This is a genomic window from Alteriqipengyuania lutimaris (assembly GCF_003363135.1).
GTDB lineage: Bacteria > Pseudomonadota > Alphaproteobacteria > Sphingomonadales > Sphingomonadaceae > Alteriqipengyuania > Alteriqipengyuania lutimaris.
On the sequence record NZ_QRBB01000001.1, the window covers coordinates 1,734,313 to 1,754,067 of the forward strand.

Here is a 19,755-nt window from a genome sequence, read left to right on the forward strand (position 1 = left end):
CGATACGGCCATCCTCTCTCCCGAAACCATGCCCGATGTGCGCGGCAAGCTGACGCAGAATGCGCCGCTGGCCAAGCTCGTCTGGTTCAAGGCGGGCGGAACCGCCGACTGGCTGTTCGAACCCGCCGATGTGGACGACCTGTGTGCGTTTGTAGGCGCTCTAGATACGTCTGTGCCCCTCATGCCGCTGGGCCTCGGATCGAACTTGATCGTGCGCGATGGCGGTGTGCCCGGCGTGACGATCCGCCTCGGCAAGTCCTTCGCGAAGATCGAAAACCGGGGCGACAATACGCTCGATTGCGGTGCGGGCGCGCACGGCGTGCTGATCGCCTCGACCGCGCGCGACAACGGCATTGCGGGGCTCGAGTTCCTGCGCGGTATTCCCGGCACACTGGGCGGCTTCGTCCGCATGAATGGCGGCGCCTACGGGCGCGAGACGGCCGATGTGCTGGTCGATTGCGACGTCGTGCTGCGCGACGGATCGCTGGCGACGCTTCCGGTCGCGGAGCTTGGCTACACCTATCGCCACTCACAGCTGCCCGAGGGCGCGGTGGTGGTCGGTGCAAGGCTCAAGGGCAAGGCGGGCGACCCCGAGGATATCGGCGCGGAGATGGAGCGGATCGCGCAGGCCCGCGAGGATAGCCAACCCGTGCGGACCAAGACCGGCGGCTCGACCTTCAAGAACCCTCCGGACGAGAAGGCGTGGCAGCTGGTCGATGCGGCGGGCTGTCGCGGAATGATGCGCGGCGGTGCGCAGGTTTCCGAAAAGCACACCAATTTCCTCATCAACACCGGCGACGCGACCAGCGCCGATATCGAGCAGCTGGGCGAGGATGTCCGCGCCAAGGTGCGTGAAAACTCGGGCATCGAGCTCGAATGGGAAATCCAGCGGGTGGGACGCAAATGATCCTGTCGAAGAAACTCCACGTCGCGGTCCTGATGGGCGGCTGGGCGAATGAACGGCCCGTCTCGCTGATGAGCGGGGAGGGGGTTGCCAAGGCGCTCGAAGCCCGCGGACATCGCGTTACCCGCATCGATATGGACCGGCAGGTTGCCGCGCGCATTACCGAGGCCGCGCCTGACGTCGTCTTCAATGCGCTCCACGGCGTGCCGGGCGAGGATGGCACGGTGCAGGGGATGCTCGATCTGATGGGCGTGCCTTATACCCACAGCGGCCTCGCCACTTCGGTGATCGCGATCGACAAGGAACTGACCAAGCAGGCGCTCGTCCCGCGCGGCATCCCGATGCCCGGCGGGCGGATCGTGAAGAGCGCCGATCTGTACGACCGCGATCCGCTGCCGCGTCCCTATGTCCTCAAGCCGGTCAACGAAGGCTCGTCCGTGGGCGTCGCCATCGTCACCGACGAAAGCAACTACGGAAACCCGATCGCGCGCGATGCCAAGGGCCCGTGGCAGGAGTTCAGCGAACTGCTGGCCGAGCCCTATATCCGCGGGCGCGAGCTTACGACGGCGGTGGTCGGCGGCAAGGCGCTGGGCGTAACCGAACTGATCGTCGAGAGCGGCTTCTACGACTTCGAGAACAAGTATACCGATGGGCGCACGCGCCATGTCTGCCCGGCGGAGATTCCGGAAGAGATCGAACAGCTGTGCCTGCGCTACGCGCTCGATGCGCACCGCATTCTCGGCTGCAAGGGCACCAGTCGAACCGATTTCCGCTGGGACGACGAACAGGGCGCCGACGGGCTCTTCGTGCTCGAGACCAACACCCAGCCGGGGATGACCCCGCTCAGCCTCGTGCCCGAGCAGGCCAGGCATGTCGGCATGAGCTACGAGAATCTGGTCGAGACGATTATCGCGGATGCCCTGGGGGCCGATGCTCCCGCCAACACCGGAGGAGACGATGGCGCGCAAGGTCAAGCGTAAGGCACAGGGCGTTCGCCGCGCGGCCAACTCGCGCAGCCGCGCGTCCAAGGCGCGCGCGGCGCAGCGGCAAGGCAAGGGCGCGGTCGACACCGCGCTTTCCGCGCTGCCGATCAGCCAGCGCCAGCTGCAGGGAGGCTTCCTCGCCCTGATCCTGGCAGGCGCGGCGGCGCTTGCGTGGTGGGTCGCGAGCGCGGCGGGCGTGCCCGCGCTGCTCCACCAGCAGATGGCGTCGACCGCAGGCGCCGCCGGCTTCCAGATGCGCACGATCGACCTGACCGGGGTCGAGCGGATGAACCGCCTCAAGATCTACGAAGAGGTGATGGAGCATCGCGGCACCCCGATGCCGCTGCTCGACCTCGCGGCGATCCGCGCGGACCTGACGCAGATGCCGTGGGTCGCCGAAGCGCGCGTCTCGCGCCAGCTGCCCGACAAGCTGGTCATCGATATCGAGGAACGCACCCCGCACGCCGTGCTGGTGAAGCCCGACCGGCTGGTGCTGATCGATCGCGACGGCATCGAGCTCGACCCGATCGGCGAGGATGCGGCCGAAGGCATGCTGCGCATTTCGGGCGCGGGCGCCGCGACCCAGATCGACTCGCTTGATCGCATCATCGCCGCCGCGCCGGCGCTCCAGCCGCAGATCGCGAGCGCGCACCGGATCGGCGAGCGGCGCTGGAACATCGTGTTCAAGACCGGCCAGATCCTCGCGCTGCCACAGGGCGAGGAGGAGGCTGCGGCCGCTTTCATCGATTTTGCCAAGCTCGACGGGCTTTATCGCCTGCTCGGCGGCAAGGCGACCGTCATCGATCTGCGGGTGCCCGACCGCTACGTCCTGCGCGAACCGGGCCGGGCCGATCGCTTCGCGGGCAACGCAGGGAGTGTGGAATAATGGGTACGGCACGCATCGCGCGCGTCTTCGGCGCGGTCAATCTGGGGTCTTTCAGGGTCTCGGCGATGATCATGGGCCTGACCGAAGGGGGCGAGATGATCGTCCTCGGCTCCTCGCACCGCGCCAGCGCGGGCGTGCGCCGCGGCTACGTGACCGACAGCAAGGCGGCGACCCACGCGATCCGCGAAGCGGTCGAGCGGGCGGAGAAGGACGCCGGGACGGGGATCGAGAGCGTGTGGGTCGGATGCGCGGGCGCAGGGCTGGCGAGCCGCATCTCGCGCGTCGAAATCCCGATCCACGGCCGCCGGATCGAGGAAGAGGATGTCGACCACCTGCTGGTGACCGCGCGCGACACGCTGGAGCCCGACGGGCGCATGGTGCTGCATGCGCAGCCCGCGCATTACTCGGTCGACGGGCCGCATGGCGTCGCCAATCCAGTCGGCCTTTATGCGGAGCAGCTGGGCGTCGACGTCCACATCCTGCTCGCCGATGGCGCGCCGATCCGCAACATTATCACCGCTGTGCAGAGCGCGCACCTGACGGTGGAAGGCGTGGTCGCCGCGCCGATCGCTTCGGCCCATGCATCGCTGACGCCCGAGGAGCGCGAGCTGGGCACGGCCCTGATCGAAATCGGCGGCGATGTGACCAACGTGGCGGTGCTTCGCAACGGCATGGTCCAGGCGATGCGCGCCGTTCCGCTCGGCTCGGGCGATATTACCGACGCCATAGCCAGCACGTTCGGCATCCGCCGCCAGCATGCCCAGCGCCTCAAATGCGTGTCCGGATCCGCGCTCGCCAGCCCGTCCGACCACCGCGAGCAGGTGCCGGTCGATCCCGACGGCGATCCGCGTGCCGGATCGATCAACCGGGCGGATCTGGTCGCGGTGGTGACCGAGCAGCTCGGCCGACTGACCGACGAGATCGGCAAATCGCTCAAAGCGATGGACTTCGCAGGGGCCAAGGGCGGTCCCGCAGTGCTGACAGGCGGCGGCGCGGAACTCGCGGGCAGCGCGGAATTCGTGCAGAACGCGCTCGGCCGGCCGGTGCGCATCGGCAAGCCGCAGGTGCTGCGCGGACTGCCGCCGGCGCATGCGACGCCCGGCTTTTCGACGCTGGTGGGCCTGTGTCTCTATGCCGCGAAGGACCCGGTCGACATCCGGACCGTTAAGGCCAAGTATCAGTCGCATACGCGATTGACCGGCATGGGCCTCGTCAACCGCGTTTGGCGCGCAGGCCGCGATTATTTCTGATCCGGGAGCCTGTGCGCCAGGGACCAGTGATGTGGAAAAGATCGGGCATATCGATTAAATATCCCCGAGTTTTCTGCCAAACGAATGTATTGAGAAACCGGCAAGAGAGCGGTTTCACGTAAGGAAGACCCTATGAGTATCAATATCGGCCCCGACCCCTCCGACGATCTGCGCCCCCGGATCACGGTCATCGGCGTAGGCGGAGCGGGCGGCAACGCCATCGCCAACATGATGGAAGCCGATATCGAAGGTGTCGACTTCATCGTCGCCAACACCGATGCCCAGTCGCTCAGCACCTCGCCTGCGGAAAACCGCATCCAGCTCGGCCCGGAAAGCACCGGCGGGCTTGGCGCGGGCGCGCGGCCCGAACTGGGCAAGGCGGCGGCCGAAGAAACGGTCGAGGCGATCGAGGAAGCGCTCGAAGGCGTGAACATGTGCTTCATCGCCGCCGGGATGGGCGGCGGCACGGGCACGGGCGCCGCTCCGGTCATTGCCGAGGCGGCCCGGCGCAAGGGCGTGCTGACCGTGGGCGTGGTGACCAAGCCGTTCCTGTTCGAAGGCACGCGCCGGATGCGCGCCGCCGAAGCGGGAATCGAGGAATTGCAGCGCAACGTCGACACGCTGATCGTCATCCCCAACCAGAACCTGTTCCTGATCGCGAAGCCGGAAACGACCTTCAAGGAAGCCTTCCGCATGGCGGACGAGGTGCTTCAGCAGGGCGTGCGCTCGATCACCGACCTGATGGTGATGCCGGGCCTCATCAACCTCGACTTCGCCGACGTGAAATCGGTGATGGAAGAGATGGGCAAGGCGATGATGGGCACCGGCGAGGCCGAGGGCGACAATCGCGCCCGCGAGGCTGCCGAACAGGCGATCGCCAATCCGCTGCTCGAAGGCGTATCGATGGCGGGCGCCAAGGGCGTCATCATCTCGATCATCGGCGGCGAGGACATGAAGCTGCTCGAAGTCGACGAAGCCGCAAACCACATCCGCGAACTGGTCGACGAGAATGCAAACATCATCTGGGGTTCGGCCTTCAACCCGAACCTCGAAGGCAAGATCCGCGTCTCGGTGGTCGCGACGGGGATAGAGGATGGTTCGGAGAGCCAGCCCGCGATCCCGCGCGCTTCGCTCGAAACCCGCGCGCCCGAACCGCGCCCGGCCAGGCGGCCCGCGCTCGATCTGACCGAAGCCAACGAAGAGTCCTCGCCCGAGCCGCAGCGCGAACCGGTGCGCGATGGCCCGTCGATGCCGCAGTCCTTCGACAGTTCTGCTGCGTCCGACAGCCGCAGGGGCGAAGACACAGGCTCGCAGACCATCGACGATTCTGATCGGGAAGAGGACGGCGACGATGTCGACGATATCGTCGATCCGCTGGCCGGCCTGCGCAATGCCGACGAGGAAGAGCGCAGCTTCGGCGCGTCCGATTCTGCCGATAGCGCTGGCGATGCGCCGTTCTCGCGCCCCTCGGCGAGGGACGAGCAGCCAGCCGAGCAGGGCGACGAAGAATGGGGCGACGACGAGGATACGCTCGATCTCGGTTCCATGCCGCAGGCGGAAGAGCACGACGACGAGAACGAGCTTAAGCTTGGCGAAAATGCCGCCCCCGCCGAGGCGCCGGAGCCGCAGCCCGGTCGTTCGCGCCGTCGCGGTCTGGTGTCCGGCGACGAGGGCGGGCCGAAGAAGCCCGCTCCCCCGCTGCCGCAGGGCGGCGGCGGTGGAACGCTGTTCGAACGCATGGCCAAGCTGTCGCGCAGCGGGGCACCGGACGACGGGGACGATGATGACGACGACGATGGTTCGTCGCTCAATATCCCGCGCTTTCTTGGACGGCAGAACAACCAGTAATCGCGCCGGAGTGCGGCTGCGGACCCCGCAAGGGGCTGTTCAGCCGCGCCGCGCGACACTATCCTGCGAATGATGACGGGACGGTACAAGCTAACGCGCACCGCGATGCCGGTGCTGGTGCTCGCGCTTGCAGGGTTCGCTGCCCCCGCGACGGCGCAATCGGGCGATACCGTGTCGCGGGCGGTGGTGCAGCCGCTGCCGCCCGCCGCGTCCGACGATCTCAACGAAGCGCTGATGCGCCTCGCGCGCGACCGGCGCGATGTCGACGCGCTGATTGCGGCCGGGCTCGCCTCGCTCCAGCTCGGCGATTCCGACGCGGCGATTGGCTTCTTCGGGCGCGCCAGGGAATTGTCCCCCCAGAACCCGCGTATTTCGGAAGGCATGGCCGCCGCCTATGTGCGCGGCGGACGGCCGGTCGAAGCGCTGAAGCTGTTCGAGGAGGCCGAACAGGCCGGGATCAGCAGCGGCTCGCTGTGGGCCGATCGCGGCCTCGCCTATGATCTGGTCGGGCAGAACAGCGCGGCGCAAACGGCCTATCGCCGTGCGCTTTCGCTCGAGGACGACGCCGAGGTGCGGCAGCGACTGGCCTTGAGTCATGCCATCGCGGGCGAGCGCCAGCCGTTCGAGGACACGCTCAAGCCCATGCTCGATGCGCGCGATTTTGCCGCCTACCGTACCCGGGCCTTCGGTCTGGCGGTGCTGGGCGACGCGGACGAGGCGATCGAGATCGCCCGCGCCGTCATGCCGCGCGACCTCGCCGGGCGGCTGGAGCCTTACCTGCGCTTCATGCCGCGGCTGACCAAGTCGCAGCAGGCCGCCGCCGCCAATCTCGGCATCTACCCTTCCGCCGCCCGCATCGGTCGCGACGATCCGCGTATCGCAAGCGCGGCGGGCGGCGTGGCCGGACCGGGCGCTCCCGATACTGGCTTGGAACCGCGTGGAGCACCGCTCGGCGAGGGACCGGCCATACAGGTCGCCCGGCGACCGGTACGCGATCTGAGCGACCCGCTGCGGCGCACGATCCTGCGTGAGCCCGTTGCCCGCGCAGCGATCGCGATTCCGCCCCCCACACCCACACCCACACCCACACCCACACCCACATCCACACCCGCTCCGGCACCGACGCCCGCACCGACGCAAGCGCCTGCCGGTGCGACCGAGGTTCGGATGGCACAAAGCGACGCGGCATCCGCGCCCATCGGGCCGACCGCCTCCGATCCCGTGCCGCTGGCCGCGGCGAATCTCGGCCAGCCCGAATCGCGGGGCGCGGACCCGGTTACTTTCGATCTCGCCGATTCGCGTCCCGCCCAAGCTGCGCCGACGCCAGCTCCGGCAGCATCGCCGCCGTCCGGCGCATCGGCTCCGCTCGACCTTGCCGAGGCCTTTGCCGATTTCGCCGAGCCGACCGCGGTCGCGGTCGCCGGAGAGGACGTGGTCGACATCAGCGCGATCGAGCCCGTGCGCGAAGAGGCTGCGCCCCCGCCGGCGCCCGCGCCGCGGCGTATCTGGCTCCAGATCGGCGTCGGGCAGAATCGCGGACTGCTGCGCAATGACTGGCGGCTCAAATACCGCAAGTTCGACGTGCTGAAGGACAAGGGCCCCTTCGTGACCCCCATGGGGCAGACCAACCGGCTGCTCGCCGGGCCGTTCGACAATCAGGCGCAGGCGCGCGAAGCGCTGAACGCGCTCGCGGCGGAGGATGTCGATTCCTTCATCTGGACCAGCGCCGAAGGCCAGCAGATCGACGAATTGCGCTGATCGGCGCTGCTGGGATCGGGCGTCTATCCCCGGAAAAACGCTTTTCCCACAAGGCGTGAACAGCGTTAATTCTTATGCACCGCTCGCTGGTCGTCCCGGTTTGCGTGCCCCCGGGGCGATGCGTCACAAGGTCATGACTTGATGACGGACGGGTATAGGGATCGCATATGGCAACCGCTCTGAAAGAACCCATCGGCAGCCAGTACGGCGCGCCGATGGACATGCTGGCCGCGCTGTTCGACGCGCGCGGCTGGCCGCTCGACACGCATGCGGAGGAAGAGCTGGGTGGCGAAGTGCAGGGCGCCTGGGTGAAATACCAGGTTCGCGCGGTGCTGCGGCCCGAGGACGGCGTGCTCCAGCTGATCTGCCTGCCCGATATCCGCGTGGGGAAAGAGCAGCTTGCAGCCGCTTACGAATTGCTGGGGCTCGCCAACGAACAGGTCTGGCTCGGCCATTTCGACATCTGGAGCCACGGCCGCGTGCTGGTCTACCGCCATGGTGCGATGCTGTCGGACGACGGGATGCTCAGCCTTGGACAGGCGCAGGCCCTGATCGAGAATGCAGTCGACGAATGCGATCGCTTCTATCCTGCCTTCCAGTTCGTGCTGTGGGGCAACAAGAGCCCGGCGGACGCGCTGGAAGCGGCGCTGATCGACGCGATGGGCGAGGCGTGATCGCCCGCTGTTGCACGGCGTGCACCTGAACGGCCATTAAGTCTAAATCGTCGCCGCAGGCCTTGAATTTCGGGGCGTTTGACGCGATATTCTCCGGTGAACCGGCGCATGACGCAGCCGGCAATTGGAGTGGCTTTGAAATGGCTGATTGGGACGACCGCACACGGCAGGGTTTCGGCTCCGTGCCGCGCGCCGGGGGTGATGTCGCCTCGCGCACGACCTACGACGCGGGTCTGCGCAAGTACATGCTCTCGATTTACAACTACATGACCTCGGGCGTGCTGCTGACCGGCATCGTCGCCCTGCTGACCGCGCAGAGCGGGCTGGCCTACACCTTCGCATCCGGTCCGCTGATGTGGATCGTGGCATTGTCGCCGCTGGCGATCGTCTTCGCGATGAGCTTCGGTGCGCAGAAGTTCAGCCAGGGCACGCTGCAGCTGATGTTCTGGGGCTTCGCCTTCCTGATGGGTCTGTCGCTCTCGACGATCTTCCTCGTCTACACGGGCGGATCGATCGCGGCGACCTTCTTCGCAACGGCCGGTGCCTTCGCGGGTCTGAGCCTGTTCGGCTACACGACCAAGAAGGACCTGTCCGCCTGGGGCAGCTTCCTGATCATGGGCGTGATCGGCATCGTCATCGCGATGGTGATCAACATCTTCCTGCAGTCGGCGGCGCTCGAACTCGCGGTGAGCATCCTCGGCGTGCTGATCTTCGCCGGGCTGACCGCCTACGATACGCAGCGGCTCAAGAACGATTACCAGCGCCTGCGTGGCACCAGCTGGGAAGGCAAGTCGATCATTCTCGGGGCGCTGAGCCTCTACCTCGACTTCATCAACATGTTCCTGTTCCTGCTGCGCTTTATGGGCGCCGCCCGCGAGTAAGCGCACTTCAGGTGACATCACCGAACAGAAAGATGCCCGAGCCGGATTTTCCGTCTCGGGCATTTTCTATTCATATGTAATGCGTTAAGAGTGGGCCGAGCGAATGATGGCCGGCCGCGCGTCCCCCCGGAGCGTGAAAAGGCAATCCGCGATTGGGAGCCTTTCGATTATGTCCGCCGACCTCAAGTCGCCCCTGCGCATCACCATCCTTACCGGTGCGCTTGGCCTGCTGGCCGCCTGCGCTACGCCCGAGCCGCCGCCCCCGCCACCGCCTCCGCCGCCGCCCCCCCCGCCCATTCCGGCGCGGCCCATTCCCCCAATGGGCGCGAGCGCGATCATGACGATCCCGCAGGTCGCGCCCGATGGCGTGCGCCAGACGGTCAATGCTTACATCACCCCTGCACAGACCACGTGGAACGTGCGCTCCGCCCTCAACGTGGCGGCGCTCAACTGCCTGGCGGACGAACACGCGGGCATCCTGCCCAACTACAAGCTCTTCCTCGAGAATTTCGACAAGCCGCTCGACAAGGCGAACGACGCGGTCGAGGCCGAATTCCGCGAGAAATACGGCGACCGCAAGACCGGCCGTGCCGAGCTCGATAGCTACATGACCAAGGTCTACAACTATTTCACCATGCCGCCGGCGAAGGCCGAGTTCTGCGACGCGGCGCTGGAACTGAGCAACGAATCGGTCATGGTCGCCCCTGCCGATCTCGAAAGCTTTTCCGCACGTGCGCTGACCCGCTTCGAGGGCGTGTTCGAGGATTTCTTCCGCTCCTTCGAACGCTACCGCACCAACCTCGCCACGTGGGATCGCCTCTATGGCACGCCCGCGGGTCTCTATCCCAGCTACCAGCCTTCGACGCAGATGGCGGAGGCGGACACCATGCAGGCCGATGACGGCGTGCGCCTGCTTAACGCGCCCGTGGACGCCGCGAACAGCGAGCAATCGGGTGCGGTCACTCTCGGCACGGATCCGGTGCTGAACGTGCCCCAATCGACCCCGGACGTCGCGGTCGAGCCGAGTACGGCCGCAACGTCGCAGGGCAACGGGGTCACGATCGTCCTGCCAGAAACCGCTGCGACGAGCACTCCGGAGGAAATTCAGGGGCCGCCCGAACCCGATCCTTCCTGATCGCGAGGGCGGTAGTGCACAGGTCTTCACCGAAAGGCCTTGCGTCTGCCGCCCGGTTCGTTATTGGGGCGCGCTCTTGCGTAGGGGCGCGTGTCGCCTATCTTCGCCACAACACCTGAACGGGGCCGTAGCTCAGTTGGGAGAGCGCGTCGTTCGCAATGACGAGGTCAGCGGTTCGATCCCGCTCGGCTCCACCAGGTGCTTGGGGTAAAAATGCATTTTCTCGATCAGGCCAAGATTTATCTTAAGTCCGGCGCGGGCGGTCCCGGGGCCGTCAGCTTCCGGCGTGAGAAATATATCGAATATGGCGGACCCGACGGCGGTAATGGCGGCAAGGGGGGCGATATCGTCTTCGAAGCCGTGCCCGGCCTCAATACGCTGATCGATTTCCGCTACTCGCAGCATTTCAAGGCATCGCGCGGCGGCCACGGCATGGGGCGCGATCGCACCGGCAAGGGCGCGGGCGAGCTGGTGGTGAAGGTGCCGGTGGGCACGCAGGTCCTGTCCGAAGACAAGGAAGAGGTGCTCGCCGACTTTACCGAGGTCGGCCAGCGTATCACGCTGCTCGAAGGCGGCATGGGCGGGCGCGGCAACGCGAGCTACAAGACCAGCACCAACCGCGCCCCGCGCCAGCACCAGCCGGGCGAACCGGGCGAGGAAATGTGGGTCTGGCTGCGGCTCAAGCTGCTCGCCGACGTCGGACTCGTCGGCCTGCCCAATGCGGGCAAATCGACCTTCATCAACCAGGTGACCAACGCGCGCGCCAAGGTGGGCGACTACGCCTTCACCACGCTGGTGCCCAAGCTGGGCGTGGTGCGCCACAAGGGCCGCGATTTCGTGCTCGCGGACATTCCCGGCCTGATCGAAGGCGCGGCGGAGGGCGCAGGGATCGGCGACCGCTTCTTGGGCCATATCGAGCGGTGCCGCGTGCTGATCCACCTGATCGACATCGCGGGCGACGATCCGGTCGAGGCCATGCGCACGGTCGAGGGCGAACTGGAAGCTTACGGAGAGGGCCTCGTGGACAAGCCGCGCATCGTGGCGCTCAACAAGCTGGATCTGGCCGATAGCGAACTTGGCGATGCCTTTGCGGATGAGCTCAAGGCGGCGGGCGCGGACGCGGTCTATCCCGTGTCCGGCGTGACCGGGCAGGGCGTGGAGGCGCTGCTCGACGCTGTGCTTGGCTACCTGCCCGAGGTTACCAACCTCGAAAACGAAAGCGGCAGCGGAACCGAGGAAGACGGGGCCGACGGTTCGGAAGACGACGATGGGGAGGGCGAAAGCTCTTGGTCGCCGATCTGATTTCACTGGCTGCGGACGTTTTCGAATGACCCTCGCGCTGACGGGAGGGACCGGGTTCGTCGGGCAGGCGGTGCTCGATCTGCTGGAAGGCAAGGGCGAGCGGGTACGGGTCCTGGCGCGCAAGGTGCCCCAGAGCCGCCGAGGCGTCCGCTGGGTGGAAGGGACGCTCAACGAATCCTTCAAGCTCGCGCATCTGGTCTCCGATGCCGAATGCGTGATCCATATCGCCGGGCTGACCCGCAGTACGAACCCCGACCATTTCGAGATCGTCAACGTCACCGGCACATTGAACGTGGTGGAAGCCGCGGTGCGGGCGGGGGCCAAGCGGCTGGTCTTCGTATCCTCGCTCGCCGCGCGCGAGCCCGATCTGTCCGCCTATGGCCTGTCGAAACGGCGTGCCGAAACCATCGTTGCGGCGAGCGGACTCGACTGGACGATCGTGCGCCCACCCGGCGTCTACGGCCCGCGCGACACCGATTACCTCGAGATGTTCCGCGCCGCGAGGAAAGGCGTCCTTCCGGTCCCGGCCGGTGGGCGCAGTTCGATGATCCACGTGCGCGACCTTGCGCGCCTGCTGCTCGCGCTGCGCGAAGGCGGGGAAGGGATCACGCATGAGATTTTCGAACCCGACGACGGGCGGACCGGCGGCTGGACGCACGGCGATCTGGCGCGGAGCATCGGCTCGGCCGTCGGCACCAAGGTGTATCCCGTGCCGCTGCCCGGTTTCGCGCTGCATGCTGCAGCGATGGCGGACGAGAAGATTCGCGGCCGCAACGCACGCCTCACGCGCGACCGTGCGGGCTATCTCGCGCATAGCGACTGGACGGTCGCGCCCGAGCGCGCGGTGCCCAGGGATATCTGGCAACCCCAGATATTGACCCGCGAGGGCCTGCGCGAAACCGCGCAATGGTATCGCGAAGCGGGGATGCTGTAGCCTGACGGCAGGCTAGAGAAGACAGCCTACAGGAACGGCTCTTCGCCCGGCTTGTGGATGCCGCATTCGACCTTGTCCCAGCCCTTCCACCGGCCCGATCGCGGGTCCTCGCCCGGTGCGACCTTGTGCGTGCAGGGCGCGCACCCGATCGAGGGGAAGCCGCGTGCCACCAGCGGGTGTCGGGGCAGGTCGTGTTCCTCGAAATAGGCCGCGATCCGGTCTGCGTCCCAGTCGATCAGCGGATTGATCTTGAGGCGCCCTGCCGCATCGCTGCTATCGATCTCGAAGCGCGGGAGGTTGGCGCGGGTCGCGCTCTGGAAGGCCTTGCGCCCGGTCAGCGTGGCATCGAAATCGGCCAGCGCGCGGGCGAGCGGCTTCACCTTGCGCAATTCGCAGCAGCCGTCGGGGTCGTAGGACCAGCGCAGGCCGCTTTCGTCGCGCGCGGCGATATCCTCCGGATCAGGATGGAGGTTGACCAGATTGGTCAGGCCGAGCCGTTCCTTCAGCAGATCGCGATAGGCCAGCGTTTCTTCGAAATGCTTGCCCGTCTCGAGGAACAGCACCGGGAAATCCGGATCGACCGACGCGACCAGATGCAGCAGCACCGCGCTTTCCGCCCCGAAGCTGGAGACGAGCGCAATGCGCCCGGCCTTGCCGTCCTCCACCAGCGCCTGCAGCATCTCCTCGGTCTCCATCGCGCGATACTGGCGATTGAGATCGATCGCATCGCTGTCGGTGAAGCGAGGGGCCGTGCTCAGCCGGTCGATGGCGCGCATGTCATTGATGGCGCAGGCTCCAGATCGGCGTGCGCGGATCGGCGGCGGGCTGGTAGACCTCGGGGAAGCGCGCGAAGGCGGCTTCGGCCTCCAGCGGGTCGATCGGCGTTTCGGGCGCAAAGGCGTCGAAGCCGCAGCGGCGCATGTAGGCGAGCTGGTCGACCAGCACGTCGCCCACCGCGCGCAATTCGCCCGTGAAGCCCGCCTCGCGCAGGATCCGCGCGGCGGAATAGCCGCGACCGTCGGTAAAGGCGGGGAACGCGATGTCGACGCGGGCCAGCCGGTCCAGATGCGGCAGCAGCTCGCGCGCATCGCCGCCGGGCTCGATCCGGACCGCGACCGCATTGGTCTGCTCGGCAAAGGCGTCGAGCGTCACTGCGGGTTCCATGCAAGGCTCGTCGTCGCGGAGCCTGATCTGTGCGTCCTCAGCCATAAAGCGCCTCCTTGAACGGGGCCATGCCGATCCGGCGGTAGGTATCGAGGAAGCGTTCGCCCTCGGTGCGTTCGCGCAGGTAGACGTCGGCGGCAGTTTCGACCGCATCGACGATGCCGTGCTCGTCGAAGCCCGGGCCGGTGATCTTGGCGAGGCTGACGTCCTCCGCCTCGCTCCCGCCGAGCAGCAGCTGGTAGTTCTCGGTGCCTTTCCTATCGACGCCGAGGATGCCGATGTGCCCTGCGTGGTGATGCCCGCAGGCGTTGATGCAGCCCGAGATTTTCAGCTTCAGCTCGCCCAGAGCGGCTTCCTTGCCGTTGGCGGCGAAGCGCTCCGAAATGCGCTGCGCGATGGGGATCGAGCGGGCATTGGCGAGGCTGCAATAGTCGAGGCCGGGGCAGGCGATGATATCGCCCATGAGGTCGGCGTTGGGCGTACCCATGCCCGCCTCGTTCAATGCCTGCCACAATGCGTAGAGATCGGCCTTGCCGACGTGCGGCAGGACGACGTTCTGCGTGTGCATGACGCGCAGTTCGTCGAAGGAGTACTTCTCCGCCAGATCGGCCAGCACGCGCATCTGCGCATCGGTTGCGTCGCCGGGAATGCCGCCCACAGGCTTGAGGCTGACGATGGCGGAGGCGTAGCCCGGCACCTTGTGCGCGTGCGTATTGTGGTCGAGCCAGACCGCGAAATCGGGGTCCGAGCGATCGGGCTCGGCGTCGCTCGCGTCGAAGGCGGGATCGGCGAAGTACCCCTTGATCCGCTCCAGCTCGGCCAAGGGCGGCTCCACACCCTGATCGAGCAGGTGCGCGAATTCCTCCTCGACCTGGCGGGTATATTCCTCCGCGCCGAGTTCGTGGACGAGGATCTTGATCCGCGCCTTGTACTTGTTGTCGCGCCGGCCGTAGCGGTTGTAGACGCGCAGGCAGGCCTCGGAATAGGTCACCAGCTGGTCGAGCGGCACGAAATCGCGGATCAGCGGTGCGATCATCGGGGTGCGGCCCATGCCGCCGCCGACATAGAACCGCGCGCCCAGTTCGCCGTCCCGCTCCACGATACGGATGCCGATATCGTGCAGCCGCATCGCCGCGCGATCCTGCTCGCTCGCGATCACGCAGATCTTGAACTTGCGCGGCAGGTACGAAAACTCGGGGTGGAAGCTGGACCATTGGCGCAGCAGCTCGGCATAGGGGCGCGGGTCCGCCACCTCGTCCGCCGCAGCGCCCGCGAAATGGTCCGAGCTGATGTTGCGGATGCAGTTGCCGCTGGTCTGAATCGCATGCATTTCTACCGTCGCCAGATCGGCGAGGATGTCGGCGGCGTCTTCCAGCTTGATCCAGTTGTACTGGATGTTCTGCCGCGTGGTGAAGTGGCCGTAGCCGCGGTCGTACTTCTCGGCGATGTCCGCCAGCATGCGCATCTGTCCGCCGTTAAGCGTGCCGTAGGGGATCGCGACGCGCAGCATGTAGGCGTGCAGCTGGAGATAGAGGCCGTTCATCAGCCGCAGCGGCTTGAACTGGTCCTCGGTCAGCTTGCCGGCCAGCCGCCGTTCGCACTGGTCGCGAAACTCGGCGACGCGGGCATCGACCATCGCCTGGTCGTATTGGTCGTAGGCGTACATCAGATTACCTTTTCGACGGCGCCGGGGTCGTCGGGCTTGAGGGTAAGGTCGGGCCGCACCGTGGGGCCGAGAGCGCGGACGCGCTCCTTGATATGGGCGGGGCGAGGGGCGCCGTCGGGGCCGGGCTCGGCAGCGACCACGTAGGGCACGTTGACGCGGCGCGCGGCTTCCTCGCGCGTGGCGATGGCCTCTGCCCCCTCGCCCGCGTCGACCGCATCCTCGATCCGGATCGACCAGTCGCTGCCCGTCCACCAGACGACCGCGCCGGTCTTGAGGTCGTTGCCAGAGATCAGCTTCATTGCGCCGCCTCCCGCGCCATCACGGCCAGCTGGGCATCGGTGCGCGCGGTGACCTCGCCAATCACGATCAGCGCTGGCGAGACCACATGCTCCTCCTCGACGAGATCGGGCAGGCCGGCGAGCAGCCCGCGCAGCACCCGCATGTTCGGCCGCGCGCCATTCTCGATCACGGCGACGGGCATGTCGGGCGAAAGGCCGTCGGCCATCAGCTTGTCGGCGATGTCGCCTGCGGTCTTCACGCCCATGTAGATCACCAACGTGCGACCCTTGCCGGCAAGGCCCGACCAGTTCTGATCGCTCAGTCCCTTGCACTGGCCCGCCACGAAGCTGACGATGCTGGAGGCGTCGCGGTGGGTCAGCGCGATCTGCGCCGCCGCCGCCGCACCGTTGGCCGCGCTGATGCCGGGCACGATCTCGACCGCCACGCCATGCGCACGCGCAGCCTCGGCCTCTTCGCCGCCGCGCCCGAAGATCAGCGGGTCGCCGCCCTTCAGACGCACGGGCGAACGCCCGGCCTTCGCTTCGCGCACCAGCAGGGCGTTGATGTCTTCCTGCGGGAGCGTGTGCCTGGAGCGCTGTTTCGCGACCGACACGAGCGTCGCGTCGGGCCGCGCCAGCGCGAGGATCGCGGGATCGACCAGACCGTCGTGGACGATCAGCTCGGCATGTTCGATCAGCCGCGCGGCGCGCAGCGTGAGGAGGTCGGGATCGCCGGGGCCTGCGCCCACGAGGTAGATGGTGCCTGTCTTCGCCATGCGTAGCTACATGGCGGGACCGGCCGGGACGCGCGAACGAGAATGGGTTCGCGCGGGGCTAGCTATTCTTTAGCGGCCGGTTTCTCTTTGGCGGAGGGCTTCGCTTTGGTGCCGCTGCGCTTCTGCTCCAGCGCGGCGATCAGCTGGTCGAGCCCCTCGGCGCTGCGCAGGTTGATGTCGCGCTGCGGGAAGGGAATCTCCACCTCGTGTTCCTGGAACAGGTGCCACAGCTTCTTGAGCACCTCGCTCTTCACGTTGCCGGTCCCCGCCTCGGGGTCGGTGATCCACACGTGGATGATGAAATTGACCGAGCTGTCGCCATAGCCGTCCAGCCACACGGTCGGCGGGGGCGACTTGAGCACGCGGCCGCACGAGAGCGCGGCTTCCAGCATCAGTTCCTCCGCCTGGTCGATATCGGCGTGGTAGGAAATGCCGACCGGCACCTGCATGCGCACGTTGCGGCTGGAATAGGACCAGTTTTCGACCTGATTGATCATCAGGTTCTCGTTCGGGATCAGGTATTCCTTCTGGTCGCGCGTGGTGATCGACACCGCGCGAATGCCGATCTTGCGGATCTGGCCGAAGGTGGAAACGCCCGCCTGGTCGGCGATCGCGATGACGTCGCCCGGCTTGATCGACTTGTCCATCAGCAGGATGATCCCCGCGATCAGGTTGCCGAAGGTCTTCTGCAACCCGAAACCGATCGCGAGGCCGAAGGCACCGGAGAAGACCGCGAGCGCGGTCAGGTCGATCCCCAGCAGGTCGATCCCGATGAAGAAGGCCATGCCCCACACGACGATGGTGACGATCTTCTCGGCCAGCAGCCGCCGCGTCTGGTCGAGCCGGGTGGCGCGTGCGAGCGCCGCATGGGCCAGCCTGCTGCCGAAGAAGGCGAAGGCGAATACGCCGGCCACCACCGCGAGGAACACGACGCCGTCGAGCACGGAGATGTGGGTCGATCCGATATTGATCGCCATCGAGTCCATCTGGTCGAGCACGCTGCCCACCGTCTGGCTCTGCTCGCCCACCGCTTCGCGCAACTCGTCCGCCGCCTTCACGCTGTCGGTCGGCGAAGCCTCGGGAGTGGGCGCAGCGGCCGTTGCGGGGGACGAGCCGTCGGATGGCACCGGTTGCAGGATCACCTGCTCGCCCGCCTGCAGCGCCTCCCCGGTGGGTTCGGGTGTGGGGCTCGCCTCTCCTTGCGGATTGAGCACCGCGTCGGTGGCGGCGTTGGGGCCGAGGGTTGCGCTGGACATCAGCTATGCTTGATCGCGGCGAAGGCGCGGTCAAGGTCGGCGATGAGGTCATCCGCATCTTCGAGCCCGATGGCGAGGCGGACACCCAGATGATCTTCCTCGCGCCAGCCGGACTTCGGCCACGCGCTCGCGCTGCGAATCCGCGCGGCGTCGAAGGGCAGGGCGAGGCTTTCGAACCCGCCCCAGCTATAGCCGATGCCGAACAGGTCGAGGCTGTCGACGAAGGCCGCGCGCTGATCGCTGGTGTGACCGGCGAGGACGAAGCTGAACAATCCGCAGCCGCCGGTGAAGTCGCGCGTCCACAAATCGTGGCCGGGCGAGCCTTCGAGCATGGGGCACAGCACATGCGCCACTTCGGTGCGTTTATGCAGCCATTGTGCAACCTTGAGCGCGCTCTCGCTGCTTTTGTGCAGCCTTAAAGGCACGGTCCGCAGGCCCCGCGAAACCAGCGCCGCATCGTCGGGCGAGACGCACTGGCCGAGGCTCTGCGCGGTATGGCGCAGCTTCGCGTAGTATTTCGCATTCGCGCTCGCCGCGCCCATCATGACGTCCGAATGCCCGCCCGCATGCTTGGTGAGTGCGGTGATCGTGATGTCGCAGCCATGCTCAAGCGCCGGGAAGCCGAGCCCGGTCGCCCAGGTATTGTCCACGAGGACACTCGCGGCATGATCGCGCGCGATTGCCGCCAACGAGGGAATGTCGGGCACTTCCATCGTCAGGCTGCCCGGCGTCTCGAGCATGACCGCGCTGGTCCGCTCGTCGAAGAGCGCGGCGAAGGCATCGTGATCGGCAGGATCGAAGAACCGCGCCTCGACACCCCAGCGCTTGAGCAGGCCCGATGCAATCGCGCGCGTGGGTTCGTAGACATTGTCCTGCACCAGCAGCACGTCCCCGGGCTCGAGCACGCTCATCAGCGCGCCCGCCAGCGCGGCGGTGCCGCTGGGGTAGAGCATCGTGCCATCGGCGCCCGGTTCCAGCTGCGTCAGCGCCTCGGCCAGCGCCCATTGCGTCGGCGCGCCGCGGCGGCCGTAGTGGAAATGCCCGTCCTCGTTGTGCGCGAGCGATGCGATCCGGTCGCCCTCGGTGGCGTAGAGATGCGTGCTGGCGCGCCAGACCGGGGGATTGACCACCGGGCCGGTCCACTCCTCGCGCCGCCCGGCGAGCACGGCGCGGGTGGACGGGGCAACGGGCTTGTCGCTCTTGCTCAGCGGGGGGCTCCGGTTTCCTTGGGGGTTTCGGGGTCTGCGCCCCATTCGCTCCAGCTGCCATCGTAAAGCGCTGTGCTTGGCGCGCCGAGGAGCCGCAGCGCGAACAGCAGGACCGAGGCGGTCACGCCGCTGCCGCAAGTGGTGACGATGGGCCGGTCGAGATCGATGCCCGCCCGTTCGAACAGCGCGCGCAGTTCGTCGGGTTCGCGAAAGGTGCCGTCGTCGTTCAGGACGTCGCGGAAGAACAGGTGGCGCGCGCCCGGGATATGGCCGCCGGGGAGGTCGTGGACCGTGTCTTGCGTCGTGCCGGTGAAGCGGTCCGCGTCGCGCGCATCGATCACCTGTTCGCCGCCGCTATCGAGGTTGGCGAGCATTGCGGACTTGTCGCGGATATCGGTCATGCGGACGGCGGTTGCGGGCCGATCGGCTGGGTTGGTCGCGGGCATGCCCGCCTCGAGCGGGCGATCCTCGGCCCGCCACTTCGCCAGTCCGCCGTCGAGCACCGCGATATTGGCCAGCCCTGCAAGGTCGAGCAGTACCCACGCGCGCGCCGCGCTGCGCAGCATCGAATCGTCGTAAAGCACGATGCGGGTTTGCGGACCGACGCCGCGCTCCCCCAGCCAACGGGCGATGCGCTGTCCGTCGGGCACCTTGCCGGGCAGGGCGGATTGGGGATCGTGCAGGCCCGCCAGATCGAGGAATCGTGCACCGGGAATATGTGCCGCCTCGAACTCGGCACGCGCATCGCGCTGAGCATTCGGCAGGTGCAGCGACGCATCGAGTACGGCGAGGTCGGGAGCCTCGAGCTCCGCCGCGAGCCAGCCGGTCGATACGAGCATGTCCATGGCGAGG

General features: G+C 67.1%; 19 protein-coding genes and 1 tRNA gene. 12 read left to right on the plus strand and 8 right to left on the minus strand.

What is annotated here, in order from left to right; genetic code table 11:
• Nucleotides 1–28 precede the first annotated feature (28 nt).
• The 12 genes from murB (at nt 29) to DL238_RS08255 (ending at nt 12,555) form a co-directional block, all read left to right on the plus strand.
• Entirely contained in the window at nt 29–907 is an 879-nt protein-coding gene (gene murB, locus DL238_RS08195) for a UDP-N-acetylmuramate dehydrogenase (RefSeq protein WP_181883938.1), read from the plus strand.
• Complete coding sequence (locus DL238_RS08200) at nt 904–1,884, plus strand: D-alanine--D-alanine ligase (RefSeq protein ID WP_115491811.1); 981 nt, start codon at nt 904–906, stop codon at nt 1,882–1,884. Before murB ends, DL238_RS08200 begins: the two co-directional genes overlap by 4 nt.
• Nucleotides 1,862–2,773 carry a cell division protein FtsQ/DivIB gene (locus DL238_RS08205; protein ID WP_115491812.1) on the plus strand — a complete coding sequence of 304 codons (912 nt, stop codon included), beginning with the start codon at nt 1,862–1,864 and terminating at the stop codon, nt 2,771–2,773. Before DL238_RS08200 ends, DL238_RS08205 begins: the two co-directional genes overlap by 23 nt.
• Nucleotides 2,773–4,023, plus strand: coding sequence for a cell division protein FtsA (gene ftsA / locus DL238_RS08210; protein ID WP_115491813.1), 1,251 nt, complete (start codon nt 2,773–2,775; stop codon nt 4,021–4,023). Before DL238_RS08205 ends, ftsA begins: the two co-directional genes overlap by 1 nt.
• A gap of 132 nt (nt 4,024–4,155) precedes the next feature.
• Entirely contained in the window at nt 4,156–5,871 is a 1,716-nt protein-coding gene (gene ftsZ, locus DL238_RS08215; protein WP_115491814.1) for a cell division protein FtsZ, read from the plus strand.
• 72 nt (nt 5,872–5,943) lie between these two features.
• Complete coding sequence (locus DL238_RS08220; protein ID WP_234031016.1) at nt 5,944–7,629, plus strand: tetratricopeptide repeat protein; 1,686 nt, start codon at nt 5,944–5,946, stop codon at nt 7,627–7,629.
• Between the two features lie 167 nt (nt 7,630–7,796).
• Nucleotides 7,797–8,303 carry a type III secretion system chaperone family protein gene (locus tag DL238_RS08225; RefSeq protein WP_115491816.1) on the plus strand — a complete coding sequence of 169 codons (507 nt, stop codon included), beginning with the start codon at nt 7,797–7,799 and terminating at the stop codon, nt 8,301–8,303.
• A gap of 140 nt (nt 8,304–8,443) precedes the next feature.
• Complete coding sequence (locus tag DL238_RS08230; RefSeq protein WP_115491817.1) at nt 8,444–9,184, plus strand: Bax inhibitor-1/YccA family protein; 741 nt, start codon at nt 8,444–8,446, stop codon at nt 9,182–9,184.
• A 169-nt stretch (nt 9,185–9,353) separates the two neighbouring features.
• On the plus strand, nt 9,354–10,319 hold the full coding sequence (locus DL238_RS08240; RefSeq protein WP_181883866.1) for a hypothetical protein: 966 nt from the start codon (nt 9,354–9,356) through the stop codon (nt 10,317–10,319).
• Nucleotides 10,320–10,440: 121 nt separating this feature from the next.
• A tRNA-Ala gene (locus DL238_RS08245) sits at nt 10,441–10,516 on the plus strand.
• A gap of 16 nt (nt 10,517–10,532) precedes the next feature.
• Nucleotides 10,533–11,621, plus strand: a complete 1,089-nt coding sequence (gene obgE / locus DL238_RS08250; protein WP_115491819.1) for a GTPase ObgE — start codon at nt 10,533–10,535, stop codon at nt 11,619–11,621.
• 25 nt (nt 11,622–11,646) lie between these two features.
• Entirely contained in the window at nt 11,647–12,555 is a 909-nt protein-coding gene (locus DL238_RS08255) for an NAD-dependent epimerase/dehydratase family protein (protein ID WP_115491820.1), read from the plus strand.
• A gap of 26 nt (nt 12,556–12,581) precedes the next feature.
• Here the strand turns inward: DL238_RS08255 and DL238_RS08260 are convergent, their stop codons facing one another.
• From DL238_RS08260 to DL238_RS08295, 8 genes are all read right to left on the minus strand, one after another.
• Nucleotides 12,582–13,331 (minus strand): phosphoadenylyl-sulfate reductase, encoded by a 750-nt coding sequence (locus DL238_RS08260; RefSeq protein WP_115491821.1) that lies wholly within the window; start codon nt 13,329–13,331, stop codon nt 12,582–12,584.
• 1 nt (nt 13,332) lies between these two features.
• Nucleotides 13,333–13,764, minus strand: a complete 432-nt coding sequence (locus tag DL238_RS08265; RefSeq protein WP_115491822.1) for a DUF934 domain-containing protein — start codon at nt 13,762–13,764, stop codon at nt 13,333–13,335.
• The gene (locus tag DL238_RS08270) at nt 13,757–15,385 is read right to left on the minus strand and encodes a nitrite/sulfite reductase (RefSeq protein WP_115491823.1); all 1,629 of its coding nucleotides are present in this window, start codon (nt 15,383–15,385) and stop codon (nt 13,757–13,759) included. The genes DL238_RS08265 and DL238_RS08270 overlap by 8 nt, the downstream gene beginning before the upstream one ends.
• Nucleotides 15,385–15,684, minus strand: coding sequence for a DUF2849 domain-containing protein (locus DL238_RS08275; RefSeq protein ID WP_115491824.1), 300 nt, complete (start codon nt 15,682–15,684; stop codon nt 15,385–15,387). The genes DL238_RS08270 and DL238_RS08275 overlap by 1 nt, the downstream gene beginning before the upstream one ends.
• Nucleotides 15,681–16,439 carry a uroporphyrinogen-III C-methyltransferase gene (cobA, locus tag DL238_RS08280; RefSeq protein ID WP_115491825.1) on the minus strand — a complete coding sequence of 253 codons (759 nt, stop codon included), beginning with the start codon at nt 16,437–16,439 and terminating at the stop codon, nt 15,681–15,683. Before cobA ends, DL238_RS08275 begins: the two co-directional genes overlap by 4 nt.
• Before the next feature lie 62 nt (nt 16,440–16,501).
• Nucleotides 16,502–17,695 carry a mechanosensitive ion channel family protein gene (locus tag DL238_RS08285; RefSeq protein WP_181883867.1) on the minus strand — a complete coding sequence of 398 codons (1,194 nt, stop codon included), beginning with the start codon at nt 17,693–17,695 and terminating at the stop codon, nt 16,502–16,504.
• Nucleotides 17,695–18,948, minus strand: coding sequence for a cystathionine beta-lyase (metC, locus tag DL238_RS08290; protein WP_115491826.1), 1,254 nt, complete (start codon nt 18,946–18,948; stop codon nt 17,695–17,697). Before metC ends, DL238_RS08285 begins: the two co-directional genes overlap by 1 nt.
• Entirely contained in the window at nt 18,900–19,748 is an 849-nt protein-coding gene (locus DL238_RS08295) for a sulfurtransferase (RefSeq protein WP_115491827.1), read from the minus strand. The genes metC and DL238_RS08295 overlap by 49 nt, the downstream gene beginning before the upstream one ends.
• Nucleotides 19,749–19,755 lie beyond the last annotated feature (7 nt).

What these genes read in the sequence shown, in the direction of transcription:
- DL238_RS08275 (WP_115491824.1), bottom strand. Translation starts at nt 15,684, where the DNA reads ATGAAGCTGATCTCTGGCAACGACCTCAAGACCGGCGCGGTCGTCTGG.
- cobA (WP_115491825.1), bottom strand. Translation starts at nt 16,439, where the DNA reads ATGGCGAAGACAGGCACCATCTACCTCGTGGGCGCAGGCCCCGGCGAT.
- DL238_RS08220 (WP_234031016.1), top strand. Translation starts at nt 5,944, where the DNA reads ATGACGGGACGGTACAAGCTAACGCGCACCGCGATGCCGGTGCTGGTG.
- murB (WP_181883938.1), top strand. Translation starts at nt 29, where the DNA reads ATGCCCGATGTGCGCGGCAAGCTGACGCAGAATGCGCCGCTGGCCAAG.
- DL238_RS08270 (WP_115491823.1), bottom strand. Translation starts at nt 15,385, where the DNA reads ATGTACGCCTACGACCAATACGACCAGGCGATGGTCGATGCCCGCGTC.
- obgE (WP_115491819.1), top strand. Translation starts at nt 10,533, where the DNA reads ATGCATTTTCTCGATCAGGCCAAGATTTATCTTAAGTCCGGCGCGGGC.
- DL238_RS08225 (WP_115491816.1), top strand. Translation starts at nt 7,797, where the DNA reads ATGGCAACCGCTCTGAAAGAACCCATCGGCAGCCAGTACGGCGCGCCG.
- DL238_RS08205 (WP_115491812.1), top strand. Translation starts at nt 1,862, where the DNA reads ATGGCGCGCAAGGTCAAGCGTAAGGCACAGGGCGTTCGCCGCGCGGCC.
- DL238_RS08240 (WP_181883866.1), top strand. Translation starts at nt 9,354, where the DNA reads ATGTCCGCCGACCTCAAGTCGCCCCTGCGCATCACCATCCTTACCGGT.
- DL238_RS08260 (WP_115491821.1), bottom strand. Translation starts at nt 13,331, where the DNA reads ATGCGCGCCATCGACCGGCTGAGCACGGCCCCTCGCTTCACCGACAGC.
- DL238_RS08295 (WP_115491827.1), bottom strand. Translation starts at nt 19,748, where the DNA reads ATGGACATGCTCGTATCGACCGGCTGGCTCGCGGCGGAGCTCGAGGCT.
- ftsZ (WP_115491814.1), top strand. Translation starts at nt 4,156, where the DNA reads ATGAGTATCAATATCGGCCCCGACCCCTCCGACGATCTGCGCCCCCGG.
- metC (WP_115491826.1), bottom strand. Translation starts at nt 18,948, where the DNA reads ATGGGGCGCAGACCCCGAAACCCCCAAGGAAACCGGAGCCCCCCGCTG.
- DL238_RS08265 (WP_115491822.1), bottom strand. Translation starts at nt 13,764, where the DNA reads ATGGCTGAGGACGCACAGATCAGGCTCCGCGACGACGAGCCTTGCATG.
- DL238_RS08285 (WP_181883867.1), bottom strand. Translation starts at nt 17,695, where the DNA reads ATGTCCAGCGCAACCCTCGGCCCCAACGCCGCCACCGACGCGGTGCTC.
- DL238_RS08255 (WP_115491820.1), top strand. Translation starts at nt 11,647, where the DNA reads ATGACCCTCGCGCTGACGGGAGGGACCGGGTTCGTCGGGCAGGCGGTG.
- ftsA (WP_115491813.1), top strand. Translation starts at nt 2,773, where the DNA reads ATGGGTACGGCACGCATCGCGCGCGTCTTCGGCGCGGTCAATCTGGGG.
- DL238_RS08230 (WP_115491817.1), top strand. Translation starts at nt 8,444, where the DNA reads ATGGCTGATTGGGACGACCGCACACGGCAGGGTTTCGGCTCCGTGCCG.
- DL238_RS08200 (WP_115491811.1), top strand. Translation starts at nt 904, where the DNA reads ATGATCCTGTCGAAGAAACTCCACGTCGCGGTCCTGATGGGCGGCTGG.